21 protein-coding genes are annotated in these 20,585 nt (G+C 68.1%); 4 read left to right on the top strand and 17 right to left on the bottom strand.

The window, feature by feature from the left end; genetic code table 11:
- Position 1 precedes the first annotated feature (1 nt).
- Positions 2 to 1,708, top strand: a complete 1,707-nt coding sequence (locus tag AC1C2T_RS15745; protein WP_495386132.1) for an ABC1 kinase family protein — start codon at positions 2 to 4, stop codon at positions 1,706 to 1,708.
- 25 nt (positions 1,709 to 1,733) lie between these two features.
- On the opposite strand, the gene AC1C2T_RS15740 is transcribed toward AC1C2T_RS15745, so the two are convergent.
- Together AC1C2T_RS15740 and recO are read right to left on the bottom strand one after the other, a co-directional pair.
- A complete protein-coding gene (locus AC1C2T_RS15740) occupies positions 1,734 to 2,540 on the bottom strand; it encodes an isoprenyl transferase (protein ID WP_495385932.1) in 807 nt (268 codons plus the stop codon).
- Positions 2,537 to 3,274: a DNA repair protein RecO gene (recO, locus tag AC1C2T_RS15735; RefSeq protein ID WP_495359836.1), complete on the bottom strand. Its 738-nt coding sequence runs from the start codon at positions 3,272 to 3,274 to the stop codon at positions 2,537 to 2,539. The genes AC1C2T_RS15740 and recO overlap by 4 nt, the downstream gene beginning before the upstream one ends.
- Before the next feature lie 95 nt (positions 3,275 to 3,369).
- On the opposite strand from recO, the gene AC1C2T_RS15730 reads away from it, so the two are divergent.
- Positions 3,370 to 4,029, top strand: coding sequence for a trimeric intracellular cation channel family protein (locus tag AC1C2T_RS15730; RefSeq protein WP_495359835.1), 660 nt, complete (start codon positions 3,370 to 3,372; stop codon positions 4,027 to 4,029).
- A 72-nt stretch (positions 4,030 to 4,101) separates the two neighbouring features.
- Here AC1C2T_RS15730 and leuA read toward each other — a convergent pair whose 3' ends face one another.
- From leuA to hrcA, 13 genes are all read right to left on the bottom strand, one after another.
- Complete coding sequence (gene leuA / locus AC1C2T_RS15725) at positions 4,102 to 5,877, bottom strand: 2-isopropylmalate synthase (protein WP_495385931.1); 1,776 nt, start codon at positions 5,875 to 5,877, stop codon at positions 4,102 to 4,104.
- Positions 5,878 to 6,102: 225 nt separating this feature from the next.
- Positions 6,103 to 7,500, bottom strand: a complete 1,398-nt coding sequence (locus AC1C2T_RS15720; RefSeq protein ID WP_495385930.1) for an ABC transporter permease — start codon at positions 7,498 to 7,500, stop codon at positions 6,103 to 6,105.
- Positions 7,500 to 8,261, bottom strand: a complete 762-nt coding sequence (locus AC1C2T_RS15715) for an ABC transporter ATP-binding protein (protein WP_495385929.1) — start codon at positions 8,259 to 8,261, stop codon at positions 7,500 to 7,502. Before AC1C2T_RS15715 ends, AC1C2T_RS15720 begins: the two co-directional genes overlap by 1 nt.
- A 170-nt stretch (positions 8,262 to 8,431) precedes the next feature.
- Positions 8,432 to 9,103: a response regulator gene (locus tag AC1C2T_RS15710; RefSeq protein ID WP_495385928.1), complete on the bottom strand. Its 672-nt coding sequence runs from the start codon at positions 9,101 to 9,103 to the stop codon at positions 8,432 to 8,434.
- Positions 9,100 to 10,293, bottom strand: a complete 1,194-nt coding sequence (locus AC1C2T_RS15705; RefSeq protein ID WP_495359830.1) for a sensor histidine kinase — start codon at positions 10,291 to 10,293, stop codon at positions 9,100 to 9,102. The genes AC1C2T_RS15710 and AC1C2T_RS15705 overlap by 4 nt, the downstream gene beginning before the upstream one ends.
- Before the next feature lie 91 nt (positions 10,294 to 10,384).
- Positions 10,385 to 11,278, bottom strand: a complete 894-nt coding sequence (era, locus tag AC1C2T_RS15700) for a GTPase Era (RefSeq protein WP_495359829.1) — start codon at positions 11,276 to 11,278, stop codon at positions 10,385 to 10,387.
- Positions 11,271 to 12,587 (bottom strand): hemolysin family protein, encoded by a 1,317-nt coding sequence (locus AC1C2T_RS15695; protein ID WP_495359828.1) that lies wholly within the window; start codon positions 12,585 to 12,587, stop codon positions 11,271 to 11,273. Before AC1C2T_RS15695 ends, era begins: the two co-directional genes overlap by 8 nt.
- Position 12,588: 1 nt before the next feature.
- Complete coding sequence (ybeY, locus tag AC1C2T_RS15690; protein ID WP_495359827.1) at positions 12,589 to 13,050, bottom strand: rRNA maturation RNase YbeY; 462 nt, start codon at positions 13,048 to 13,050, stop codon at positions 12,589 to 12,591.
- Between the two features lie 22 nt (positions 13,051 to 13,072).
- A complete protein-coding gene (locus AC1C2T_RS15685) occupies positions 13,073 to 14,194 on the bottom strand; it encodes a PhoH family protein (RefSeq protein WP_495359826.1) in 1,122 nt (373 codons plus the stop codon).
- Positions 14,181 to 14,555: an HIT domain-containing protein gene (locus AC1C2T_RS15680; RefSeq protein ID WP_495359825.1), complete on the bottom strand. Its 375-nt coding sequence runs from the start codon at positions 14,553 to 14,555 to the stop codon at positions 14,181 to 14,183. The genes AC1C2T_RS15685 and AC1C2T_RS15680 overlap by 14 nt, the downstream gene beginning before the upstream one ends.
- A 24-nt stretch (positions 14,556 to 14,579) precedes the next feature.
- Entirely contained in the window at positions 14,580 to 15,314 is a 735-nt protein-coding gene (locus tag AC1C2T_RS15675) for a 16S rRNA (uracil(1498)-N(3))-methyltransferase (protein ID WP_495385927.1), read from the bottom strand.
- 12 nt (positions 15,315 to 15,326) lie between these two features.
- Complete coding sequence (gene dnaJ, locus AC1C2T_RS15670; protein WP_495360818.1) at positions 15,327 to 16,427, bottom strand: molecular chaperone DnaJ; 1,101 nt, start codon at positions 16,425 to 16,427, stop codon at positions 15,327 to 15,329.
- Positions 16,428 to 16,482: 55 nt separating this feature from the next.
- The gene (gene hrcA, locus AC1C2T_RS15665) at positions 16,483 to 17,505 is read right to left on the bottom strand and encodes a heat-inducible transcriptional repressor HrcA (protein WP_495385926.1); all 1,023 of its coding nucleotides are present in this window, start codon (positions 17,503 to 17,505) and stop codon (positions 16,483 to 16,485) included.
- A 212-nt stretch (positions 17,506 to 17,717) separates the two neighbouring features.
- Between hrcA and AC1C2T_RS15660 the strand changes: the two genes are divergently transcribed.
- On the top strand, positions 17,718 to 18,107 hold the full coding sequence (locus tag AC1C2T_RS15660; protein WP_495385925.1) for a DUF4870 domain-containing protein: 390 nt from the start codon (positions 17,718 to 17,720) through the stop codon (positions 18,105 to 18,107).
- Positions 18,108 to 18,240: 133 nt separating this feature from the next.
- Positions 18,241 to 18,633, top strand: a complete 393-nt coding sequence (locus AC1C2T_RS15655; RefSeq protein ID WP_495385924.1) for a DUF4870 domain-containing protein — start codon at positions 18,241 to 18,243, stop codon at positions 18,631 to 18,633.
- On the opposite strand, the gene hemW is transcribed toward AC1C2T_RS15655, so the two are convergent.
- Both hemW and AC1C2T_RS15645 read right to left on the bottom strand, forming a co-directional pair.
- Positions 18,617 to 19,867 carry a radical SAM family heme chaperone HemW gene (gene hemW, locus AC1C2T_RS15650; RefSeq protein WP_495385923.1) on the bottom strand — a complete coding sequence of 417 codons (1,251 nt, stop codon included), beginning with the start codon at positions 19,865 to 19,867 and terminating at the stop codon, positions 18,617 to 18,619. The two genes, AC1C2T_RS15655 and hemW, sit on opposite strands and share 17 nt — an antisense overlap.
- A 2-nt stretch (positions 19,868 to 19,869) precedes the next feature.
- Complete coding sequence (locus tag AC1C2T_RS15645) at positions 19,870 to 20,508, bottom strand: DUF1990 domain-containing protein (protein WP_495359819.1); 639 nt, start codon at positions 20,506 to 20,508, stop codon at positions 19,870 to 19,872.
- Positions 20,509 to 20,585: the final 77 nt, after the last annotated feature.

Raw genomic sequence — 20,585 nt, 5'->3', positions numbered from 1 at the left:
CCTGGTGGAGGGAGGCGCCGGGCCCGCGCGAACGCGCCGCATTCTGCGCTTCGCGGCGCGCCAACTCGCGGCGCTCTGGTGGTTCGAACTCGTGCTCCCCCGCATCGGGCTCGCTGGCATCGCCGAGCGCTCGCGGGAACGACGGATGCGCCGACTCGCCCAGCAGTTCCGCGTTCTCGCGGTCGACCTCGGCGGGCTCATGATCAAGGTCGGGCAGTTCCTCTCCTCCCGCCTCGACGTGCTGCCGCCCGAGATCACCGCCGAGCTCGAGGGTCTGCAAGACGAAGTGCCGGCCGAGCCGTTCCAGGCGATCCGCGCGCTCGCCGAGGCCGAGCTCGGTGCCCCGCTCGAGCGAGTGTTCGCCCGCATCGACGAGACGCCGGTCGCCGCAGCATCGCTCGGCCAGGTGCATCGCGCACGACTCGCCGATGGCGATACCGCTGACACCGGACTCGTCGACGTGGTGGTCAAGGTGCAGCGGCCGGGCATCGAACAAATCGTCGCGGTCGACCTCGCGGCCCTCCGCCGCATCGCCGGCTGGGTGCAGCGCGTCCGAATCGTGTCCGACCGGGTCGACGCACCGGCGCTCGTCGAGGAGTTCGCGGAGACCAGCCTCGAAGAGATCGACTACCTGCACGAGGCCGCGAGCGGCGAACGATTCGCCGAGGCCTTCGCCGACGACTCCCGGGTCGCCGCTCCCGCGATCGTGTGGGAGCGCACCACTCGACGCGTGCTCACGCTCGAGGACGTGACGGCGATCAAGATCAACGACACCGCTGCGCTGCGTGCCGCGGGCATCGCACCTGGCGAGGTGGCCCGGGTCTTCGCCGAGAGCATGTTCGAGCAGGTGTTCACTCACGGTTTCGTGCACGCCGACCCGCATCCCGGCAACATCTTCGTCACCCCGGGCGCGGCCAGTGCGGGCGCGCCCACGCCCGGAGCCGCCACGCCGTGGCGGCTCACGTTCGTCGATTTCGGCATGATGGCCGAAGTGCCCGCCGAACTGCGAGCCGGCCTCCGCACCCTCGTCATCGCCGTCGCCGCGCGCGACGGTCGCGGCATGATCCAGGCGGCGCAGCAGATCGGCGTACTCCTTCCCTCGGCCGACACCGGCGAACTCGAGCGCGCCCTCACCCAGCTCTTCGCGCGGTTCGGCGGCTTGGGATTCGCCCAGCTGAAAGACGTCGATCCGCGCGAACTCAGCGACTTCGGCGATGAGTTCGGCGACGTCATGCGCTCGCTGCCCTTCCAGCTGCCCGAGCAGCTGCTCCTGCTGTTCCGGGCGCTGGCCCTGACTTCGGGCATGTGCAGCGCACTGGACCCCGACTTCAACGTGTGGAAGGCTGTCGAGCCCTACGCCACACAGCTCGTGAACGAGGAGCGCGGCAACCTCGCACAAGATCTCGGGGCGCAGGCCGCGACGAACGCCAAACTGGTCTGGCAGTTGCCGAATCGCATCGATGCGCTGATCACCAAGGCCGACGAAGGCAGGTTGTCCTTCGACACGTCACGGCTCGAGCGGCGCATCGATCGCATCGAAGGGCTCGCTCGCCGGGTCGTCTCCGCTGTACTGTTCGCGGCACTGCTCATCGGCGGCGCATTGCTCGCCACGCCGAACCCGGTGCTCAGCACGACCCTCGTGGCGGCTTCGGTGCTGCCGCTGCTGCACGCCCTGTTCGCCGGCCTCTTCAGGCAGCGCGGGCGGTGACGACGGCGCGCCAGCGGTGCCTGCTTCAGCTGACGGTCGGCGTATCCACCGCGCCGCCGAAGCGGCGGTTGCGACCCGCATACAACTCGATGGCCTGCCAGAGCTCGACGCGCGAGAAGTCTGGCCAGAGCGTGTCGAGGAACACCATCTCGGCGTAGGCCGACTGCCAGAGCATGAAGTTCGAGGTGCGCTGCTCCCCCGAGCTGCGCACGAACAGGTCGACATCGGGCAGCTCGGGCACGTAGAGACGCTTCGCGATGAGCTTCTCCGACACGGCCGAGGGGCGCAGTCGACCGGATGCCACGTCGTCGGCGATCGACCGCACGGCGTCGGCGATCTCGGTGCGCCCGCCGTAGTTGACGCACATGGTCAGGGTGAGCGTGTCGTTGCCCGCGGTGAGCTTCTCGGCGAACTGCAGCTCCTTGATCACCGAGGCCCAGAGTCGCGGCCGTCGCCCCGCCCAACGGATGCGTACGCCCCACTCGTTGAGCTGGTCTCGGCGCCGGTGCAGCACGTCACGGTTGTAGCCCATGAGGAACCGCACCTCTTCGGGTGAACGCTTCCAGTTCTCGGTCGAGAAGGCGTAGACCGAGAGGTGCTTGACGCCGGCTTGGATGGCCCCCGCGACGACGTCGAGCAGGGCCGCTTCGCCTGCCTTATGCCCCTCGATGCGAGTGAGGCCGCGGCGGTTGGCCCAGCGGCCGTTGCCGTCCATGACGATGGCGACGTGCGCGGGCGCCGCGCCCTTCGGCAGCTCGGGCGGATACAGACCCGTCCAGTCGATCGGCCGATAGGCAACCGCGTCACGGTGTGTGAAGGGCTTCGGGCTCACTGGGTGGTCGTCTCCCTGGATACGTGCGGCAACGAGCGGAGGCCACGCTCGAGGTGCCACTGGGTGTAGGCGGCGATGATACCGCTCGCCTGGCCCCGGTCACGGTCGCTCGAGGCCTTCGCGAACGCCCAGTCCCCGGCGAGCAGCGCGCCGAGCAGCGCAACGGTCGAGGGTGCGATGCGGGGCGTGCCGGGCGGCGCGCACTCGTCGCAGACGACGCCGCCGAGTTGCACGACGACCGCCGTGTGCTCACCGACACGGCCGCAGCGCGCGCAGTCCTGGAAGCTCGGGGCCCAGCCCGCAAGGGCGAGCGCGCGCAGCAGGTAGGAATCGAGGGTGAGGCTCGCGCCGTGTTCGCTCTTCGACAACGAGCGCAGGGCGCCGACGAGCAGCAGGTACTGCTGGAGCGAGCCTTCAGCTTCGGTGAGCTTGTCGGCGGCCTCGACCATGGCGTTGGCTGCGGTGTAGGCCGAGTAGTCCTGGGTGATGAGAGCGCCGTACGCGCCGAGGGACTCGGCTTGAGTGACGACGTCGAGGCTGCGGCCCTCGTACAACTGCAGGTCGGCGACCATGAACGGCTCGAGCCGGGAACCGAACTTCGAACCCGTGCGCCGCACACCCTTCGCGACCGCGCGCACCTTGCCGTGCTGCCGCGTCAACAGCGTGATGATGCGGTCGGCCTCGCCCAGCTTGTGGGTGCGGAGCACGACGGCTTCATCTCGATACACGGGCACCCTTCATTCTCCCACTCCAGACGGGCGAAGCGGCCGAAGCGGATGCCGCGGCGCGGTTGTCTCCCAGCGCTTCCGGCACATGGTTCACTGGTGCCGTGAACCACGCACTCTTCACGATCCCCCTCTGGCTCGACCTCGCAGCCGTGGCCATCGGCGCGATCCAGGGTGCGATGTTCGCCGCCCGGCTGACCGAACGTCGCATCGACCTGCTCGGCGTCGCGCTCATCGGCGTCATCGTCGGCCTCGGCGGCGGTCTCATGCGCGATCTGCTGCTGAATCAACTGCCGGCCGCGATCTCGAGCAACTGGTACCTGCCGATCGCGACCGCGGCAGCCCTGCTCGGCATGGCGCTGTTGCGCGTCTTCACGAAACTCAACGGTCTCATCATCGCCCTCGACGCGGTGACGATCGGACTCTTCGGCGCGATCGGCACCTCGAAGGCGCTCGCCTACGGAGTGCCGGTAGTGCCGGCGGTCTTCATCGGAGTGCTCTCGGCCGTGGGCGGTTCGATCCTGCGCGACGTCGCGCTCAACCTGCCCATCGCGCTCATGCACGTCGGATCGCTCTACGCCATCGCTGCAACGACCGGCACGGTGCTGCTCGTCGCGCTCGTCGCGCTCGGCGTGAACGTAATCATCGCGGCGACGGTGTGCGTCGTCGTGACCACGCTCACCCGTCTGGGCTCGGTGCGCTTCGGTTGGAGCCTGCCCGAACAGCGTGCCCTCGGCACCTGGAAGGTCTGGCGAAGGGCCTGACGACCCTGCAACTCGATGGAACGGTTCCGAGCGGATGCCGCGCGCACAACGTGCACGCGGCATCCGGAGACGTCAGACGCCGACGACCTCGCGCTCGGGTTCGACGGCGACCGCGTTGCGGAGTGCGCGGTTGACCGCGGAGACGACCGCCTTCAGCGACGCCGTCGAAATGTCGGCGTCGATGCCGACGCCCCACAGCACCCGGCCGTCGACCTCGAGCTCGACGTACGCGGCAGCGAGTGAATTTCCGCTCGCCGCGAGGGTGTGCTCGACGTAGTCGCGCAGTGCCACCTCGACGCCCTCTGCGCCGAGTACGGCGAGGAACGCGGAGATGGGACCGTTGCCGCTTGCGTCGGCCTCGACGCGCTCTTCGCCGTCGCGGAGCCCGACGCGCACATTGACGACCCCGTCGAGCGCACTCTCGGTGCGCAGCGACAGCAGTTCGAAGCGACCCCACTTCTCGTCGGGGCGCTCCTGCGACGCCGGCAGGTACTCGTCGTTGAAGACGCGCCAGATCTCATCGCTCGAGACCTCACCGCCCTCGGCATCGGTCTTGGCCTGCACGACGCCCGAGAACTCGATCTGCAGGCGGCGCGGCAAGTCGAGCGCGTGATCGGTCTTCAGGAGATACGCGACCCCTCCCTTGCCCGACTGCGAGTTCACGCGGATGACCGCCTCATAGCTGCGGCCGAGGTCGCGCGGGTCGACGGGCAAGTACGGCACCGCCCACTCGAGTTCACCGAGTGCGACACCGCGGCGCTCCGCCTCGGCATCCATGGCCTCGAAGCCTTTCTTGATGGCGTCCTGATGCGAACCCGAGAACGCCGTGTAGACGAGATCGCCGGCCCACGGGTGTCGCTCGGGCACCGGCAGCTGGTTGCAGTACTCGACGGTGCGCTTGACCTCGTCGATGTCGGAGAACTCGATCTGCGGGTCGATGCCCTGCGTGAACAGGTTGATGCCGAGGGCGACGAGGTCGACGTTGCCGGTGCGCTCGCCGTTGCCGAACAGGCAGCCCTCGATGCGGTCGGCACCGGCGAGGTAGCCGAGCTCGGCGGCGGCCACCGCCGTGCCGCGGTCGTTGTGGGGATGCAGCGAGAGGATCACATTCTCGCGGTGGGCGAGGTGCCGCGACATCCACTCGATCGAGTCGGCGTAGACGTTCGGCGTGGCCATCTCGACCGTCGCCGGCAGGTTGATGATGACCTTGCGCTCGGGCGTCGGCTCGAAGATCTCGATGACCTGGTTGCACACGTCGACCGCGAACTCGAGCTCGGTGCCCGTGTAGCTCTCGGGCGAGTACTCGTAGTAGACCGTCGTGCCGGGGACGGTCGATTCCATCTCACGGCACTTGCGCGCGCCGTGCAGCGCGATGTCGATGATGCCCTGCTGGTCGGTGCGGAAGACGACTTCGCGCTGCAGGATGCTCGTCGAGTTGTAGAGGTGCACGATGGCCTGCTTGGCCCCGGCGATCGACTCGTACGTCCGCTCGATGAGGTGGTCGCGGGCCTGAGTCAGCACCTGGATCGTGACGTCATCGGGGATCGCGCCGTCTTCGATGAGGCTGCGCACGAAGTCGAAGTCCGTCTGGCTCGCCGACGGGAACCCGACCTCGATCTCCTTGTAGCCCATCTTGACGAGGAGGTCGAACATGATGCGCTTGCGCTCGGGGCTCATCGGGTCGATGAGGGCCTGGTTGCCGTCACGGAGGTCGACCGCGCACCAACGCGGCGCCCGCTCGATGCGCTTGGACGGCCACGTGCGATCGGGCAGTTCGACGCGGATCTGCTCGTGGAACGGACGGTAGCGATGCACGGGCATCGACGACGGCTTCTGGGTGTTCTGCATGAGTGCTCTTCTCGCTTACGGATGGGTTTCAGCCGACGACGAACTCCGCAGCGAGGGAGGCCTGAGAACTAGGACTCGCTGCGGCAGCTAAGGAGAAGCAGGCCGTGAAGCACCTCCCAAGGCTAACACCGCACCTGTCCGGGCGCGCAATATGACGGAACGAGCGGATGCCTCGAGAGGCATCCGCTCGTTCCGTTCCCCTTCTTCACCTCGCGTCGTGAGTCCCTAGTCGGCCGCGAGGGCGACGACCGGTGAGACGCGCATCGCGCGCCGTGCGGGCGCGATCGATGCGACGATCGTCAACACGCCGGCCGCGGCGATGAGCACGCCGAACATCGCCCACGGAATGCCGGGCAGCACGATGCCGGGGCTGCCGTTCACGTTGCCGAGCAACGCCTGCGCCCCCGCCCAGCCGTAGACGAAGCCGAGCACGAGCCCCGTCAGGGTCGCCGCGATCGTGAGTGCCGCGCTCTCAGCGACGATCATCGCCCGCAGCTGCCGGCGATCGAAGCCGAGCGCCCGCAGCAGTCCCAGCTCGCGAGTGCGCTGCAACACGCTGAGCGAGAGCGTGTTGACCATGCCGATCGCGGCGATGAGCGCGCTGAAGCCGATCAGCACGGCGAAGACCGTCACCGTGACGTTCATCATCTCGTCGATGCCCTGATACAACTCGGGCTGGGCCCGCTGCGCCGCCGCGATGATGTCGCGATAGGACTGCATCGTGACGCTGAAGGTCGTCACGAGCGTCACGCCGATCACCAGGCCGATCGTCATGCGTGAGCTGCGCTCGGGGTGGCGCACCGCGTTCTCTGCTGCGAGCCGGGCGGCCGGCGAACTCCCGAGCATCCGGCCGACGAGGCGAAGCACCGGCGGCATCACGATGTGCGCACCGAGCACGATGCCCGTGAACGAGACCACGCCGCCGACCACTCCGATGAAGACCCCGAACGGGCTGACCAACCCCACGACGACCCCGAGCGCGACCAGCACGAGCCCCACCACGACGAGCACGAGTGCGATCACATTGCGCGCGCGCTGCGCGGTGACCTCGCTGCGGTCGTGCTCGTTCGAATTGCCGATCGCCTCGACGGGGCTCACGGCGAGCACCCGGCGCGATCCGACCCACGAGGCGAGCCACGTCGTCAACACGACGGCGATCGCAGGCAGGGCGACTTGGGGGTTCAGATAGTCGTAGTCGGTTGCAGGGAGCAGGTCGATCCGCACCGCGACCTCCTCGAGCGCGAACGCGAGGCCAGAACCGATGACGACACCGACGGCGGCTCCCACGACACCGATGAGGAACCCCTCTTTGGCGACCTGCGCACGCTGGGCCCTCGCGCTCGAGCCGATCAGGCGGAGCAACGCGATGAGGCGCGTGCGGCCGGCGACGACCGTCGAGACAGTGTTCGCGGTGACGATGGCGGAGACGTAGATCGAGATGACGATGAAGACGATCGCGACGATGGCGAGCATGAGTGCGACCGTCGCACTCGAGCCCATGACGTCGTCAGCGGCGACCGCAGCGCCGAGCAACCCGGTGACGTGCAGCAGGGCGACGCCGAAGCTGCCCGCGAGGGTTGCAACGATGAGCGTCGGCCATTGATCCCTGAATCTGGTGCGCATCAGGCCGCCGCCTCCATGGCCAGCATGAAGGTCGAGATCTCCTCGGCCGTCGAACGCCCTGAATCGCGGACGATCCGGCCGTCGGCGAGGAAGAGGATGCGGTCGGCGTGGCTCGCCGCGATCGGGTCGTGCGTCACCATGGCGATCGACTGGCCGTATCGGGCGCTCGCAGCGGCGAGCAGCCCGAGCACCTCGCGACCGGTGCGTGAATCGAGATTGCCGGTCGGCTCGTCGGCGAAGACGAGATCGGGCCGCGTGGCGAGGGCCCGCGCGATCGCGACCCGCTGCTGCTGGCCGCCCGAGAGTTCGTGCGGGCGATGCCCGATGCGGGAACGCAGGCCGAGCGTGTCGAAGAGCTCGTCGATCCAGCCCTGCTCCTCGTGCGTGGGCCGGCGCCCGTCGAGATCGAACGGCAGCATGACGTTGCCCCGCACGTCGAGCGTCGGCACGAGGTTGAACGATTGGAAGATGAAACCGATGCGGCGTCGCCGGAGCACGGTCAATGCCGAGTCGGAGAGCTCGGTGATGTCGGTGTCGCCGAGCCACACCCGCCCGGCACTCGGCGAGTCGAGCCCGGCCATGATGTGCATGAGCGTCGATTTGCCGGACCCTGACGGGCCCATGATGGCGGTGAACTCACCGCGGCGGAGGCCGAGGGAGACATCGTCGAGGGCGGTGACGGCTCCCGAGCCGCCTCCGTAGCGCTTGCCGAGTTCGGCGACGCGGGCGATCAGGCCGAGGTCAGAGGGTTGGATCTGCATGTCATCGACGCTACGGAAGGCGCAGGTGTCGGGGCATCCGGCGAATGGATGGTTCGCCGTCATCCCTGCGGATGACCCTTTCTCAGGAACACCCTTGGCGAATACGACCTTTCTCAGGAGAATCCGCACCCGAACGCGCGAAATCGGCGAATATCTCCTGAGAAACGTGGTCAGGGGATGGTCGGCAGATCGTGCTCGTAGGCGAAGACTACGAGCTGCACGCGATCGCGCAGGCTGAGCTTGGCGAGGATGCGACTGACATGCGTCTTCACCGTCGCCTCCGAGAGGAACTCGGATGCCGCGATCTCGCCGTTGCTGAGCCCGCGGGCCGCGAGACCGAAGATCTCGCGTTCACGCGGGGTGAGGTCCGTCCATGCGGCTGGCGCCGGCCGTCGGCCACTGCCCCGCCCGACATGGGCGAACAGCGCGCGGGTCGCTGCGGCAGCGATCACCTGGTTGCCCTGATGCACCGTGCGCACCGCCGCGAGCAAGAACTCGGGATCGGCGTCCTTCAGCACGAACCCGCTCGCCCCGGCGCGGATCGCACGAGCCGCATTCTCGTCGAGATCGAAGGTCGTGAGCACGAGGATCCTCGGCGCAGCGATGCCGTCACGTTCGGCCGTCGCAAGAATCTGCTCGGTCGCGGCGATGCCATCCTGCACCGGCATGCGCACGTCCATGAGCACGACATCGGGTCGCTCGCGCGCTGCGAGTACGACGGCTGCTGCACCGTCGCCCGCTTCGCCGACGACCTCGAGGTCGGGTTGCGACTCGATGAGCATGCGCACTCCGGCACGGAACAGCGACTGGTCGTCGACCAGTGCGACTCGGATGCCGCTCATGCCGGCCTGCCCGCCTGCGCCGGGATCCGCGCAATGAGCCGGAACATCCCGTCGCTGCCGGCCTCCGCCCGCAATGTGCCGCCCGTGAGCTGGGCGCGCTCCCGCATGCCGGGGATACCGTGCCGGAATGCGTGCGACTCGGGTGCTGCGGCATCCGCTCGCCTGGCGTTCACGAGTGTGATCGCGACACCGTCGGCGTCCCAGCCCAGCTCGAGATGCACCGGGGCGCTCACGTCGCCATGTCGCAGAGCGTTGGTCAAACCCTCCTGCGCGATGCGGTAGACCGCGATCTGGTGGCCGGTGCCGAGCTGCAGCCGTGCACCGGTCTCGGCGAAGCGGACGTCGAGTCCGGCTGCGCGTACCTGCTCGAGCAATCCCTCGAGGTCGTCGAGCACCGGTTGCGGCGCCCCCGCCTCATCATGACGGAGCTCTGCGAGAAGCAGACGCACGTCACCGAGAGCGCCGCGGGCGACGCCGGCGATCGTACCGAGGGCATCGATGGCCGTCTCAGGGCGTGATGGAGCGGCGAAACGCGCGCCGTCGGCCTGAGCGATCACGACCGCGAGTGAATGCGCGACGACATCGTGCATGTCGCGGGCGATGCGGTTGCGCTCCTGCTCGACGACGTAGCGGTACTCGACCAGCTCTCGTTCGCGGTTCGCGGCGTCCTCACGCCGGCGCACTTCACGCGTGTCGCGCACCGACCGCACAAGCAGGCCCGCCGTCCACGACAGCACGAACACGGCGATCGATGCGATGAAGAGCACGGCGGTCAAGATCAGCGTGCTGATCGTGCTCTGCGGACCGAGGAAGCCGGCGTTGTCGATGAGCGGTTTGATGAGCGCGAGATACCCGGTCGCGAACAGGGCGCCGACGCCCGCCGATACCAGACCCAGCCACTTCACGACTCGACCACCGTGTGCGGCACTCGAATAGAGCACTCCGAAGACGGCGACGTCGTACAGTTGCAGGTCGCGCAGCATCAGCATCTGCGCCAGCGCGGCCGCCCATGCCAGGCCGAGCGACCATCCGGGCGCAAACCGCCGCACCGCGAGTGCCGCGGCGAACACGATGAGCACCGCGATGTCGGACGCACCGCCGAGCAACGCGAACGGAAGGCACGCGAGCGCGAACACGCCGGCGAGCACGATGTCGGTCGTGAGTTTCGCGCGGCTGATCGGTGTGGGCACCGATCCACCGTACGCGCTCACCGGTGGCACAGCTTCAGCCGGCGCCCGGAATCATCCTCGAGAGGTATGCGGGCCGAAGCACCAGACCGCGTCAGAAGCCGAGGCGGCCGAGCTGCTTCGGGTCGCGCTGCCACTCCTTTGCAACCTTCACGTGCAGCGCGAGGTGCACCTTGCGGCCGAGTAGGCCCTCGATCTGCGCCCGAGCGGTCGTGCCGACCTCGCGCAGGCGCGACCCTCCCTTGCCGATGATGATGCCCTTCTGGCTGTCGCGCTCGACGTAGAGATTCGCGTAGATCTCGAGCAGGTCTTTGTCTTCTCGCTCGACCATGTCGTCGACGGTGACCGCGATCGAGTGCGGCAGCTCGTCGGAGACGCCCTCGAGCGCGGCCTCGCGAATGAACTCGGCGATGCGCTCGGCCGGGTCTTCGTCGGTCAGGGTCTCTGCCGGGTACAGCGGCTGCTCAGACTCGGGAAGGAGCGCCAGCAGTTCGGCGACGAGCACATCGAGCTGCTCACCGCGCGGGGCCGACACGGGAATGATCGCCGCCCACTCGCGGAGCTCCGACACCGCGAGCAAGTGCTCGGCGATCTGCTTCTTCGACGCGGCATCCGTCTTGGTGACGATCGCGACCTTCTTGGCCCGCGGATAGTGCTCGAGCTGCTCGTTGATGAATCGATCTCCCGGGCCGATCGGCTCGTTCGCAGGCACGCAGAACGCGATCACGTCGACGTTGCCGAGCGTCGATTGCACGAGGGCGTTGAGTCGTTCGCCGAGCAGAGTGCGAGGCCGGTGCAGGCCGGGGGTGTCGACGAGGATCAACTGCCCGTCGGGGCGGTGCACGATGCCGCGAATGGCGCGCCGCGTCGTCTGCGGCTTCGAGCTCGTGATGGCGACCTTCTCACCCACGAGCGCGTTCGTGAGCGTCGACTTGCCGACGTTGGGTCGCCCGACGAACGAGACGAATCCGGCACGGTACTCAGCCACGGCTGTTCCTTCCATCGGGGCCGCTCGACTCGAACGCGCTCTGCACGTCGATGAGCGCCTGATCGCGTTCGACGAGGATCGTCGAGATGCGCTTGCGTCGGCCTTCCGTACGCTCCGCCTCGAGCACGAGGCCCGACACGGTGACGCGTTCACCCGACAGCGCGAGGCGGCCGAGCTCTTTCGCGAACAGGCCGCCCACTGAGTCGACGTCTTCGTCGTCGAGGTCGAGGCCGAAGAGCTCGCCGAGCTCGTCAACCGGCAATCGCGCATTCACGCGGAACCGCCCATCACCCAGCTCTTCGACTTGAGCGGCCTCGCGGTCGTACTCGTCGGAGATGTCGCCGACGAGTTCCTCGATCAGGTCTTCGAGCGTCACGAGTCCAGCGATGCCGCCGTACTCGTCGACGACCATCGCGAGGTGGTTCGACTCGAGCTGCATCTGACGCAGAAGCGCGTCGGCCTTCATCGATTCGGGAACGAACGCCGCCGGTCGCACGAGTTCGCCGACAGTGAGTCCCTCAGCGTCGAGCGGGCGCTCGAAACTGAGACGGGCCAGATCGCGCAGATAGAGGATGCCGGTGACGTCGTCTGCGTCACGCTCGATCACCGGAACGCGCGAGTAGCCGGCGTTCAGGAAGACGGCCATTGCGTGCGAGAGATGCGCCGACGACTCGATCGTGATCATGTCGGTACGCGGCACCATGACCTCGCGAACGACGGTGTCGTTGAACTCGAAGATCGAGTGGATGAGCTCACGGTCGCCCTCTTCGAGCACCTCGAGCTCGGTCGCCTCGTCGACCATGCTGAGCAGTTCCTCTTCGCTCGAGACCCCGCCGAACCGGGCCCGCCCAGGGGTGACCCGGTTCCCGAGCGAGACGAGGGCGCCGGCCAGCGGCCCGAGCAGCACACGCAGGAAGTGCACGAGCGTCGCGGTCAGTCGCAGCACCGTCTCTGCGTTGACTCGGCCCACGCTGCGCGGACTGGTGCCGACGAGCACGAACGACACAGCGGTCATGATGAGCGCCGAGTACAGCAGCACGAGCCACACATTGTCGAGGAACGACGCGAAGGCGAGGGTCACGAGCACCGCTGCGGTCGTCTCGGCGATGATGCGCAGGAAGTTGACCGTGTTGACGTGCGCGCCGGTGTCGACGGCGATCGCGAGGAGCGAGCGCCGGGAGCGGGATTCGAGCGCGAACTCGGTCACGTCGGCACGCGAGCTCGACGCTATGGCCGAATCGACGGCGGCCATGAGCCCGCCGAATGCGACGAGCACGAAGGCCGCGCCGAGGAAGATCCACGGCTGCATGTCAGCGGCGCCGCTCCTGCATTGAGAACCCGACGAGGATGTCGCGCTGGACGCCGAACATCTCCTTCTCTTCTGCCGGATCGGCGTGGTCGAAGCCGAGCAGGTGAAGGATTCCATGGGCCGTCAGCAGCATCAGTTCGTCGATGAGCGGATGCCCCGCTGCGCGTGCCTGCGCCTCGGCCACCTGCGGGCACAGCACGACGTCACCGAGCAGCCCGGGCGGAGTGGGCGACTCCTCGGTGCCCGGCCGCAGCTCGTCCATCGGAAAGCTCAGCACATCGGTGGGGCCGGGTTCGTCCATCCACTGCACGTGCAGTTGCTCCATGGCGCCCTCGTCGACGAGCACGATCGCGAGCTCCGCGTCGGAATGCACGTGCATGGCGTCGAGCGCATAGACGGCCAGCCGCTGGATGGCGGCCTCGTCGACCTCGATCGCCGATTCGTTGTTGATCTCGATGCTCACGCCGTGAACCTCTCCTTCTTGCTCACTTGGCCTGTCCATCTCGTTTGCCGAGCCGTGGCTGGTGGTCGCGCGGACCCTGGTGTCCGCGCCGTTCGGCACGGTTCGCGAACTCTCGTGCCTGGTCTCGTTCGAATCGCTGCGCCTGCTGGCGCTGGTCGTACTCGGTGTACGCGTCGACGATGCGGCCGACGAGGGTGTGCCGAACGACGTCGTCGCTCGTGAGGTGCACGAACTCGACGTCGTCGACGTGGTCGAGGATTCGGGTGACGAGCCGGAGTCCGCTCGCGCCACCCGGGAGGTCGATCTGGGTGATGTCGCCGGTGACGACCATCTGCGATCCGAATCCGAGGCGGGTGAGGAACATCTTCATCTGTTCTGGCGTGGTGTTCTGCGCCTCGTCGAGCACGACGAACGAGTCGTTCAATGTGCGTCCGCGCATGTAGGCCAGCGGTGCGACCTCGATCGTGCCGGACGCGAGCAGCTTCGGCAGGAGCTCTGGGTCCATCATCTCGTTGAGCGCGTCGTAGAGCGGGCGCAGGTACGGATCGATCTTGTCCGTCAACGTACCGGGGAGGAACCCGAGCCGCTCCCCCGCCTCGACGGCCGGTCTCGTCAAGATGATGCGACTGACCTCTTTGCGCTGCAACGCCTGCACGGCCTTGGCCATCGCGAGGTACGTCTTGCCGGTGCCTGCCGGGCCGATGCCGAAGACGATGGTGTGCTCGTCGATCGCGTCGACGTAGCGCCGCTGCCCCGCGGTTTTGGGCCGGATGGTCTTGCCGCGGCTCGAGACGATCACCTGCCCGAGCAGTTCGGACGGCTTGGCGTTGGGATCGGCGTCGAGCATGCGGGCCGAGCTCCTCACTTCGGTGGGGGTGGGGTCTTGCCCGTTCTTCACGAGCTCCAGCAGTTCTTCGATGAGGCGGCGCACGCGCACGCGATCGTCGACGTCGCCGCGGATCGCGATCTCGTTGCCGCGCACGTGCACGGCCACGCCGGGATATTCGCGCTGGATGGTCGTGAGCAGGCGGTCCTGCGGACCGAGCAGCCGCACCATGGCGATGCCGTCGATGCTGAGCCGTTCCTCGTCGGCCTCGGCGGGCTGCGAGGCGTCTCCGGCGCCGATGGGGTCACTCACCGGCAAGCGTGGCCTCCTCGAGACCGCCGTCACGGCTGTCCGCGAGCACGTGCGCGTGCACGTGGAAGATGGTCTGACCGGCGGCGGCACCGGTGTTGAAGACGAGACGGAACTGGCCGTCGGCGAGTTCGTCGGCGACGCCGTGCGCGACCTCGACGAGTTCGGCGAGGAGCCCCGGGTCGCCGGCCGCGAGCTCGACGACATCGCGGTACTCCCCCGACTTCGGGGTCACCACGACGTGCACCGGCGCCTTGGGCGCGATGTCGTGGAAGGCGATGATGCGGTCGGTCTCCGCAACCAGTCGCGCGGGGATCTCACGAGCGGCGATTCGCTCGAAGAGAGTCGGTTCTGCGCGGGACGAGGTCATTCCACCATCGTAGCGACGGATGCCTCACCACCGCCCGAGTGCCGCGTTCAGCACAGCGATCGCGGCCGGCCCGGCCGTCGAGGTACGAAGCACGGATGCCCCGAGCCGCACGGGTTCGCCACCGGCAGCGGTGAGGCGCTCCAACTCGGCCGGGGCGATGCCGCCCTCGGGACCGACCACGAGCGCAAAATCACGCCCATCGGGCCGGATGTCGGTCAGCATCGCCGTCGCCGTCGGCTCGAGCAGCAGCATCCGTTGCCCGCCGAGTCGCTCGGCGAGCTGAGCGGTCGTCGCGACCGGCGAGACCACAGGCAACCAGGCGCGGATCGATTGCTTGACGGCCTCGCGCACGATCGAAGCCCATCGCAGGCGACCCTTCTCGGCTTTCGGGCCCTCCCACCGGGAGACGGAGCGGCTCGCTGCCCATGGCACGATCGCGTCGACGCCGAGCTCGGTCGCCGCCTGCACCGCGAGTTCGTCGCGGTCACCCTTCGCCAGAGCCTGCACGAGGGTGATGCGCGGTGCCGGCGGCCGTTCGGCGATGACCTCGTCGACGGTGAGCTCGAGTTCACGCGCACCCGTCGAGGCCACGATCCCGTGAACGAGCGTGCCGTGGCCGTCGCCGATCGCGATGCGCTCGCCCGTTCGCACCCTTGAGACGGTCACGGCGTGCCGCGCCTCGTCTCCGGAGAGCGCGACGGTGCCGCCGGATACGACGGTCGCGAGGTCGAGCGATTCGCCGAGGTAGAGGTGACTCACCGGGGCATCCGCCTAACCGAGGAACCGGTCACGCAGCCGGGCGAAGATGCCCTGCTGGAAGTGGCTGAGTTCAGGCTCGGGCGCCTTCTTCGAGGCTGCGAACTGCTGCATGAGCTCGCGTTCCTTCGAGGAGAGCCTCGTGGGGGTGACGATCTGCACGCCGACCTTCAGGTCGCCGCGGCCTGCACCGCGCAGCCGCGTGACGCCTCGGTCTTTCACGGTGAGGATCTCGCCACTCTGGAGCCCTGCCTTCAGCTCGAGCTCGACGTCGCCGTCGAGCGCGGGGATGTTGGCCGTCGTGCCGAGGACCGCGTCGGTCATCGCGACCTCGAGTGTGCACAGCAGGTCATCGCCGTTGCGGCTGAACACCTCATGGTTCTTGACCTTGATCTCGAGATACAGGTCGCCGTTCGGACCGCCGGCGGGGCCGGCCTCGCCGGAGCCCGGCATCTGGAGGCGCACGCCGGTGTCGACACCGGCGGGGACATCGACCGGCACCGTTCGACGCGCACGCACGCGGCCCTGCCCCTGGCAGGTCACGCACGGCGTCGCGATGATCGTGCCGTAGCCGCGGCAGGTGCCGCAGGGGCTCGAGGTCATGACGTTGCCGAGCAACGAACGCACCGAGCGCTGGATCGATCCGGTGCCATGGCAGATGTCGCAGGTGACGGGCGAGGTGCCCGGCTGGCAGCACGAGCCGTGGCACGTCTCGCACGTGACCGCCGTGTCGACCTCGATGTCGCGGTGCGTGCCGAAGATCACCTCTTCGAGGCCCACCTCGACCCTGATGAGCGCGTCTTGACCGCGCTCCCGCCTCGATCTCGGGCCGCGGCTCTGTTGGCCGGCCCCGAAGAACGTCTCGAAGATGTCGCCGAAGCCGCCGAAGTTCTGACCGCCGCCGAAGCCGCCCTGACCTCCGTGGTCGTACTGCTCGCGCTCCCGGGCATCGGAGAGCACGTCGTACGCGTGCGTGACCTCTTTGAATCGCTCGGATGCCTCGGCGCCCGGGTTGACGTCGGGGTGGAGCTCCCGGGCGAGACGACGGTACGCCTTCTTGATCTCGTCGGGTGTGGCGTCGCGCGAGACGCCGAGGACCTCGTAATGGTCGGCCACGGAGGGCATGTCCTTTCGATTGCCGGATGCCGGTCGGGTGCGACGGGCGGCGGGTTCAGCTCTCGCCGAGCGTGCGGGAGAGGTAGCGTGCGACGGCGCGAACGGCCGCCATGCTGGTGGAGTAGTCCATGCGGGTGGGCCCGACGATGCCGAGTCGCGAGATATCGCGCCCGGGAATCGCGAAGGCGCTCGAGACGACCGAGGTCTCGCCGAGTCCGAACGACGCATTCTCGCGCCCGATGCGCACGGTCACCGCATGCTCATCGGTCGCCATCTCGCCGAAGAGCTTCAGCAGGGTGACCTGCTCCTCGATCGCCTCGATGACGCCGAGGATCGATCCGGCGAAATCCTGCTCGGTGCGTACGAGGTTCGCTGCCCCGGCCACGACGAGGCGCTCGGTGCGCTGCGCGCGCGCCTGCTCGGCGAGCGTCGTCGCGAGCGTGTGCAGCACAGCGGCGTGCCGCTGGTCGGCGCTGTCGATCTCGCCCGAGAGCGCCTCAGCGGCATCCGCCATCGCCCGGCCCCCTGCGATCTTGTTCAGCCGCGCCCGCAGCGCATCGAGTGTGCGCTCGTCGACCGGCTCCTCGAGTTCGGCGAGGCGCTGCTCGACCTGGCCCGAGTCGGTGATGAGGATGCAGAGCACCCGATCGGGTGCGAGGGAGACGAGTTCGACGTGACGCACGCGGTCACTGCCGAAGCTCGGGTATTGCACGACCGCGAGTTGTTTGGTGAGCTGGGCGATGAGGCGCACGGTGCGGGCCAGCAGTTCGTCGAGGTCGCTGGACTCGCCGAGGAACGTCTCGATCGCCTGACGCTGGGCAGAGGTCAGCGGGCGCACGTCGGTGAGCTGGTCGACGAAGACCCGGTAGCCCTTATCGGTCGGGATGCGACCCGAAGACGTGTGCGGAGCTGCGATCAGCTCTTCTTCTTCGAGGAGGGCCATGTCGTTGCGGATCGTCGCTGCAGACACCCCGAAGGCATGCCGCTCGACGATCGTCTTCGACCCGACGGGCTCGCGTGATGCGACGTAGTCCTGAACGATCACGCGCAGCACTGCGAGGCTGCGTTCGGAGACCATGACCCTCGCTTCCGTCTGACGCTGAGCACTCATTCTGAGACTTAGCACTCGTTCTGAGTGAGTGCCAATCATATCGCGACATCCTGCGACGAGGCCGTTGCCAGCAGCGGGGCGACGGCGCTAGCTTATGGGTATCCCGCGAGTCACCCTTGGATGCGATCTTCCCATCGCGCGAGACGCGGTTCACCCGAGAACCCCGAAAGGCACCCGCCATGACCGATCCGAACTCACCTGCACCCGATCAGAACGTTCCGCCCGCCCAACCCGTCGCCGCTGCACCGCTCGCACCCGATCAAGACGTGCAGTGGGGTTCGTTCGCGCACCTCGGCGGCATCCTCGGATTCCTGCCGGCCCTCATCATCTGGCTCGTCTTCAAAGACCGGGGCTCCTTCACGAACACCGAGGCGAAAGAGGCGCTGAACTTCCAGATCACGATCCTCATCGCCTACGTGGTCGGCTGGATCCTGACGTTCATCCTCATCGGCGTCCTCGTCGTGTGGCTGGCATGGATCGTGAGCGTCGTCTTCTCGATCATCGCGTTCCTCAAGACGAAAGACGGCCAGCACTACCGCTACCCGTTCGCGATCCGCCTCATCAAGTAGTCGCCGGGCCGAGCGCGCCGGGCGAATTCCGCACCCGGCGCGCGCCACTGTGCCAGCATGGGGTGGTTGAAAGCTCGCCCGTCGTGCGACGAGGCCGAATCGCGCCTTCGGGCGACCCGATCAAGGAGACAACATGTCTGACGCAACCCCGCCTCCCCCTCCGCCGCCACCGCCGGCGAACCCCTACCAGCAAGGCGCGCAGCTCAGCCCGTCCGACGAGAAGCTCTGGGCGACGCTGATCCACATCGGCGGCATCTTCTTCAGCTTCGTTCCCGCCCTGATCGGCTACCTCGTGCTGAAAGACCGCGGGCCGTTCGTGCGCGCGCACACCGCGACGGCGCTGAACTTCCAGATCACCATGGCGATCGCCTACGTGGTCAGCTACATCCTCTGGCTGGTCTTCATCGGCTGGCTGATCACGATCGCGATCGGCATAGTCGTGATCATCTTCTCGATCATCGCCGCAGTGAAGGCGAACCAGGGCCAGCCCTACACCTACCCGCTCGCGATCAAGTTCGTGAGCTGAGCTCCGACGACTCGTCGAGCAGGCGCCTGACCACGGCATCAGCGAGCAGCCGCCCTCTTCTGGTGAGTACCAACTCACCGGAGAGGGCGGTTTTCGCGTCCACGAGGCCATCGGCGATGAGACCCGCCACGGCGTGACGCCCACCCGCGTGCAGCGATGCGATGACGATTCCCTCGCGGATCCTCGTCAGGAGCATCACACGTTCGGTCTCGCGGGTCGGCGCATCGAGCACCTCCCTGCCCACCGCCGGTGACACGCCCGCGGTCACCCGATCGGCATAGGCCGAGGGATGCTTCGCGTTCCACCAGCGCACCCCGCCCACGTGACTGTGCGCGCCGGGACCCACGCCCCACCAGTCGTCGCCGCGCCAGTACCCGAGGTTGTGACGAGAGCGATGCGAGGAATCCGTCGCCCAGTTGCTGACCTCGTACCATTCGTAGCCCGCTGCGGCGAGCCGCTCGTCGGCGAGCTCGTACATGTCCGCCTCGAGGTCGTCTGACGGAGCCGCGAGTTCGCCGCGACGGATCTGCCGGGCGAGCTTCGTGCCGTCTTCGACGATGAGGGCGTAGGCGCTCAAATGATCGGGTCGCTGCGCGATCGCCTGGTCGAGGCTCCGCTCCCAGTCGTACATCGACTCCCCCGGCGTGCCGTAGATGAGGTCGAGGCTGACATCGAGGCCCGCGTCGCGTGCCCAGCCGACGACGAGCGGCACCCGCGCCGGGTCGTGCGTGCGGTCGAGCGCGGCGAGCACGTGCGGCACCGCCGACTGCATGCCGAAGGAAACACGCGTGAACCCGCCCTCGGCGAGTCGCACGAGATCTTCGGGCCCGACGGAGTCGGGGTTCGCCTCGGTCGTGACCTCGGCGCCCGGAACGAGGCCGAACTCCTGGCGCACGGCGTCGAGCATCCGCACGAGGTCGGCCGCGGGCAACAGGGTCGGCGTGCCGCCGCCGAAGAAGACGGTCGACGCGAGGCGTTCAGGCAGGTCGGATGCCGCGAGCATCTGCCGCGACATCCGCACCTCGGCGATCGCATGGTCGGCGTAATCTACCTGCCTCGCACCGCGAAGCTCATCGGAGGTGTACGTGTTGAAGTCGCAGTAGCCGCAGCGCACCCGGCAGAACGGCACATGGATGTACACGCCGAACGCACGTTGGCCAGCGCCGACGGCGGCCGATGCCGGCAGGAGCCCGTCGGCCGGTGCTGGATCGCCGAGAGGCAGCGCAGATGCCACGCCTACGCGCCGCCCGCAGGGTGCAACGCCCGGAGTTCGAGCTTCGTGAGTTCGCGCCGGCGCTTGCGCTGCATCGGGGCCGAAACGGCCGAGGTCGCAAGGATCGATCGGATCGTGAGCCACACCGTGTCGTCGTCGCGGCGCTCGAGGATGAAGGACTCCTCACCGCTCTCGGGACCGTCACCCGTCGTGCCGTAGGCGAACCCGATGCGGTCGGGCTCGTCGATGACGTAGACGACGAGCACAGGGGTCTTCGCGGCACCGAACCGGCGCTTGCGCTGCAGCACGGCGGTCATTCCCGCGGCGACGCAGGGCGTGCCGTCTGCCCCGAAGCGCTCCTCGCTGCGCGGGGCGGGCTGCTCGCCGAGCGGCGACCCCTCGACGTCGTAGACGATGCCGGGGTACTGCGCACCGGTGCCGGCCGAGACATCCGTCACCTCGAAACCTGCACCGCGCTGGATGCCCCAGCTCATGAGTGCTTCAGCAGCGCGCTCGAAGCGGTCGACACCCGACCCCAGACGTACCGCGTCTTCGGCAGGGCGATACCCGGCGGGCGGATACCGAAGCAGGTCGGGAGCGAGGGTCGCCCCGATCGCCCCGTAGGTGACCGACTGGTCCGTGAACGTGCTTCGGCGGGTCATCTGGCGGCCTCTCCTGTGGTGCGGCACCTGACGGGCGTGCGGGTCGGGCGCGGCGATCGGGCGGCAGACATCCGTCG

This window comes from Agromyces sp. Y558, assembly GCF_059445415.1.
The sequence above is the reverse complement of the archived record's forward strand: the minus strand, read 5'-3'. Positions and strand labels throughout refer to the sequence as shown.

Bases quoted from the DNA above. Each gene is read 5' to 3' on its own strand.
- AC1C2T_RS15660 (WP_495385925.1), top strand. From the start codon at position 17,718: ATGACCGATCCGAACTCACCTGCACCCGATCAGAACGTTCCGCCCGCC.
- AC1C2T_RS15680 (WP_495359825.1), bottom strand. From the start codon at position 14,555: ATGACCTCGTCCCGCGCAGAACCGACTCTCTTCGAGCGAATCGCCGCT.
- AC1C2T_RS15645 (WP_495359819.1), bottom strand. From the start codon at position 20,508: ATGACCCGCCGAAGCACGTTCACGGACCAGTCGGTCACCTACGGGGCG.
- AC1C2T_RS15715 (WP_495385929.1), bottom strand. From the start codon at position 8,261: ATGCAGATCCAACCCTCTGACCTCGGCCTGATCGCCCGCGTCGCCGAA.
- AC1C2T_RS15695 (WP_495359828.1), bottom strand. From the start codon at position 12,587: ATGCAGCCGTGGATCTTCCTCGGCGCGGCCTTCGTGCTCGTCGCATTC.
- hrcA (WP_495385926.1), bottom strand. From the start codon at position 17,505: ATGGTCTCCGAACGCAGCCTCGCAGTGCTGCGCGTGATCGTTCAGGAC.
- AC1C2T_RS15710 (WP_495385928.1), bottom strand. From the start codon at position 9,103: ATGAGCGGCATCCGAGTCGCACTGGTCGACGACCAGTCGCTGTTCCGT.
- AC1C2T_RS15720 (WP_495385930.1), bottom strand. From the start codon at position 7,500: ATGCGCACCAGATTCAGGGATCAATGGCCGACGCTCATCGTTGCAACC.
- AC1C2T_RS15655 (WP_495385924.1), top strand. From the start codon at position 18,241: ATGTCTGACGCAACCCCGCCTCCCCCTCCGCCGCCACCGCCGGCGAAC.
- leuA (WP_495385931.1), bottom strand. From the start codon at position 5,877: ATGCAGAACACCCAGAAGCCGTCGTCGATGCCCGTGCATCGCTACCGT.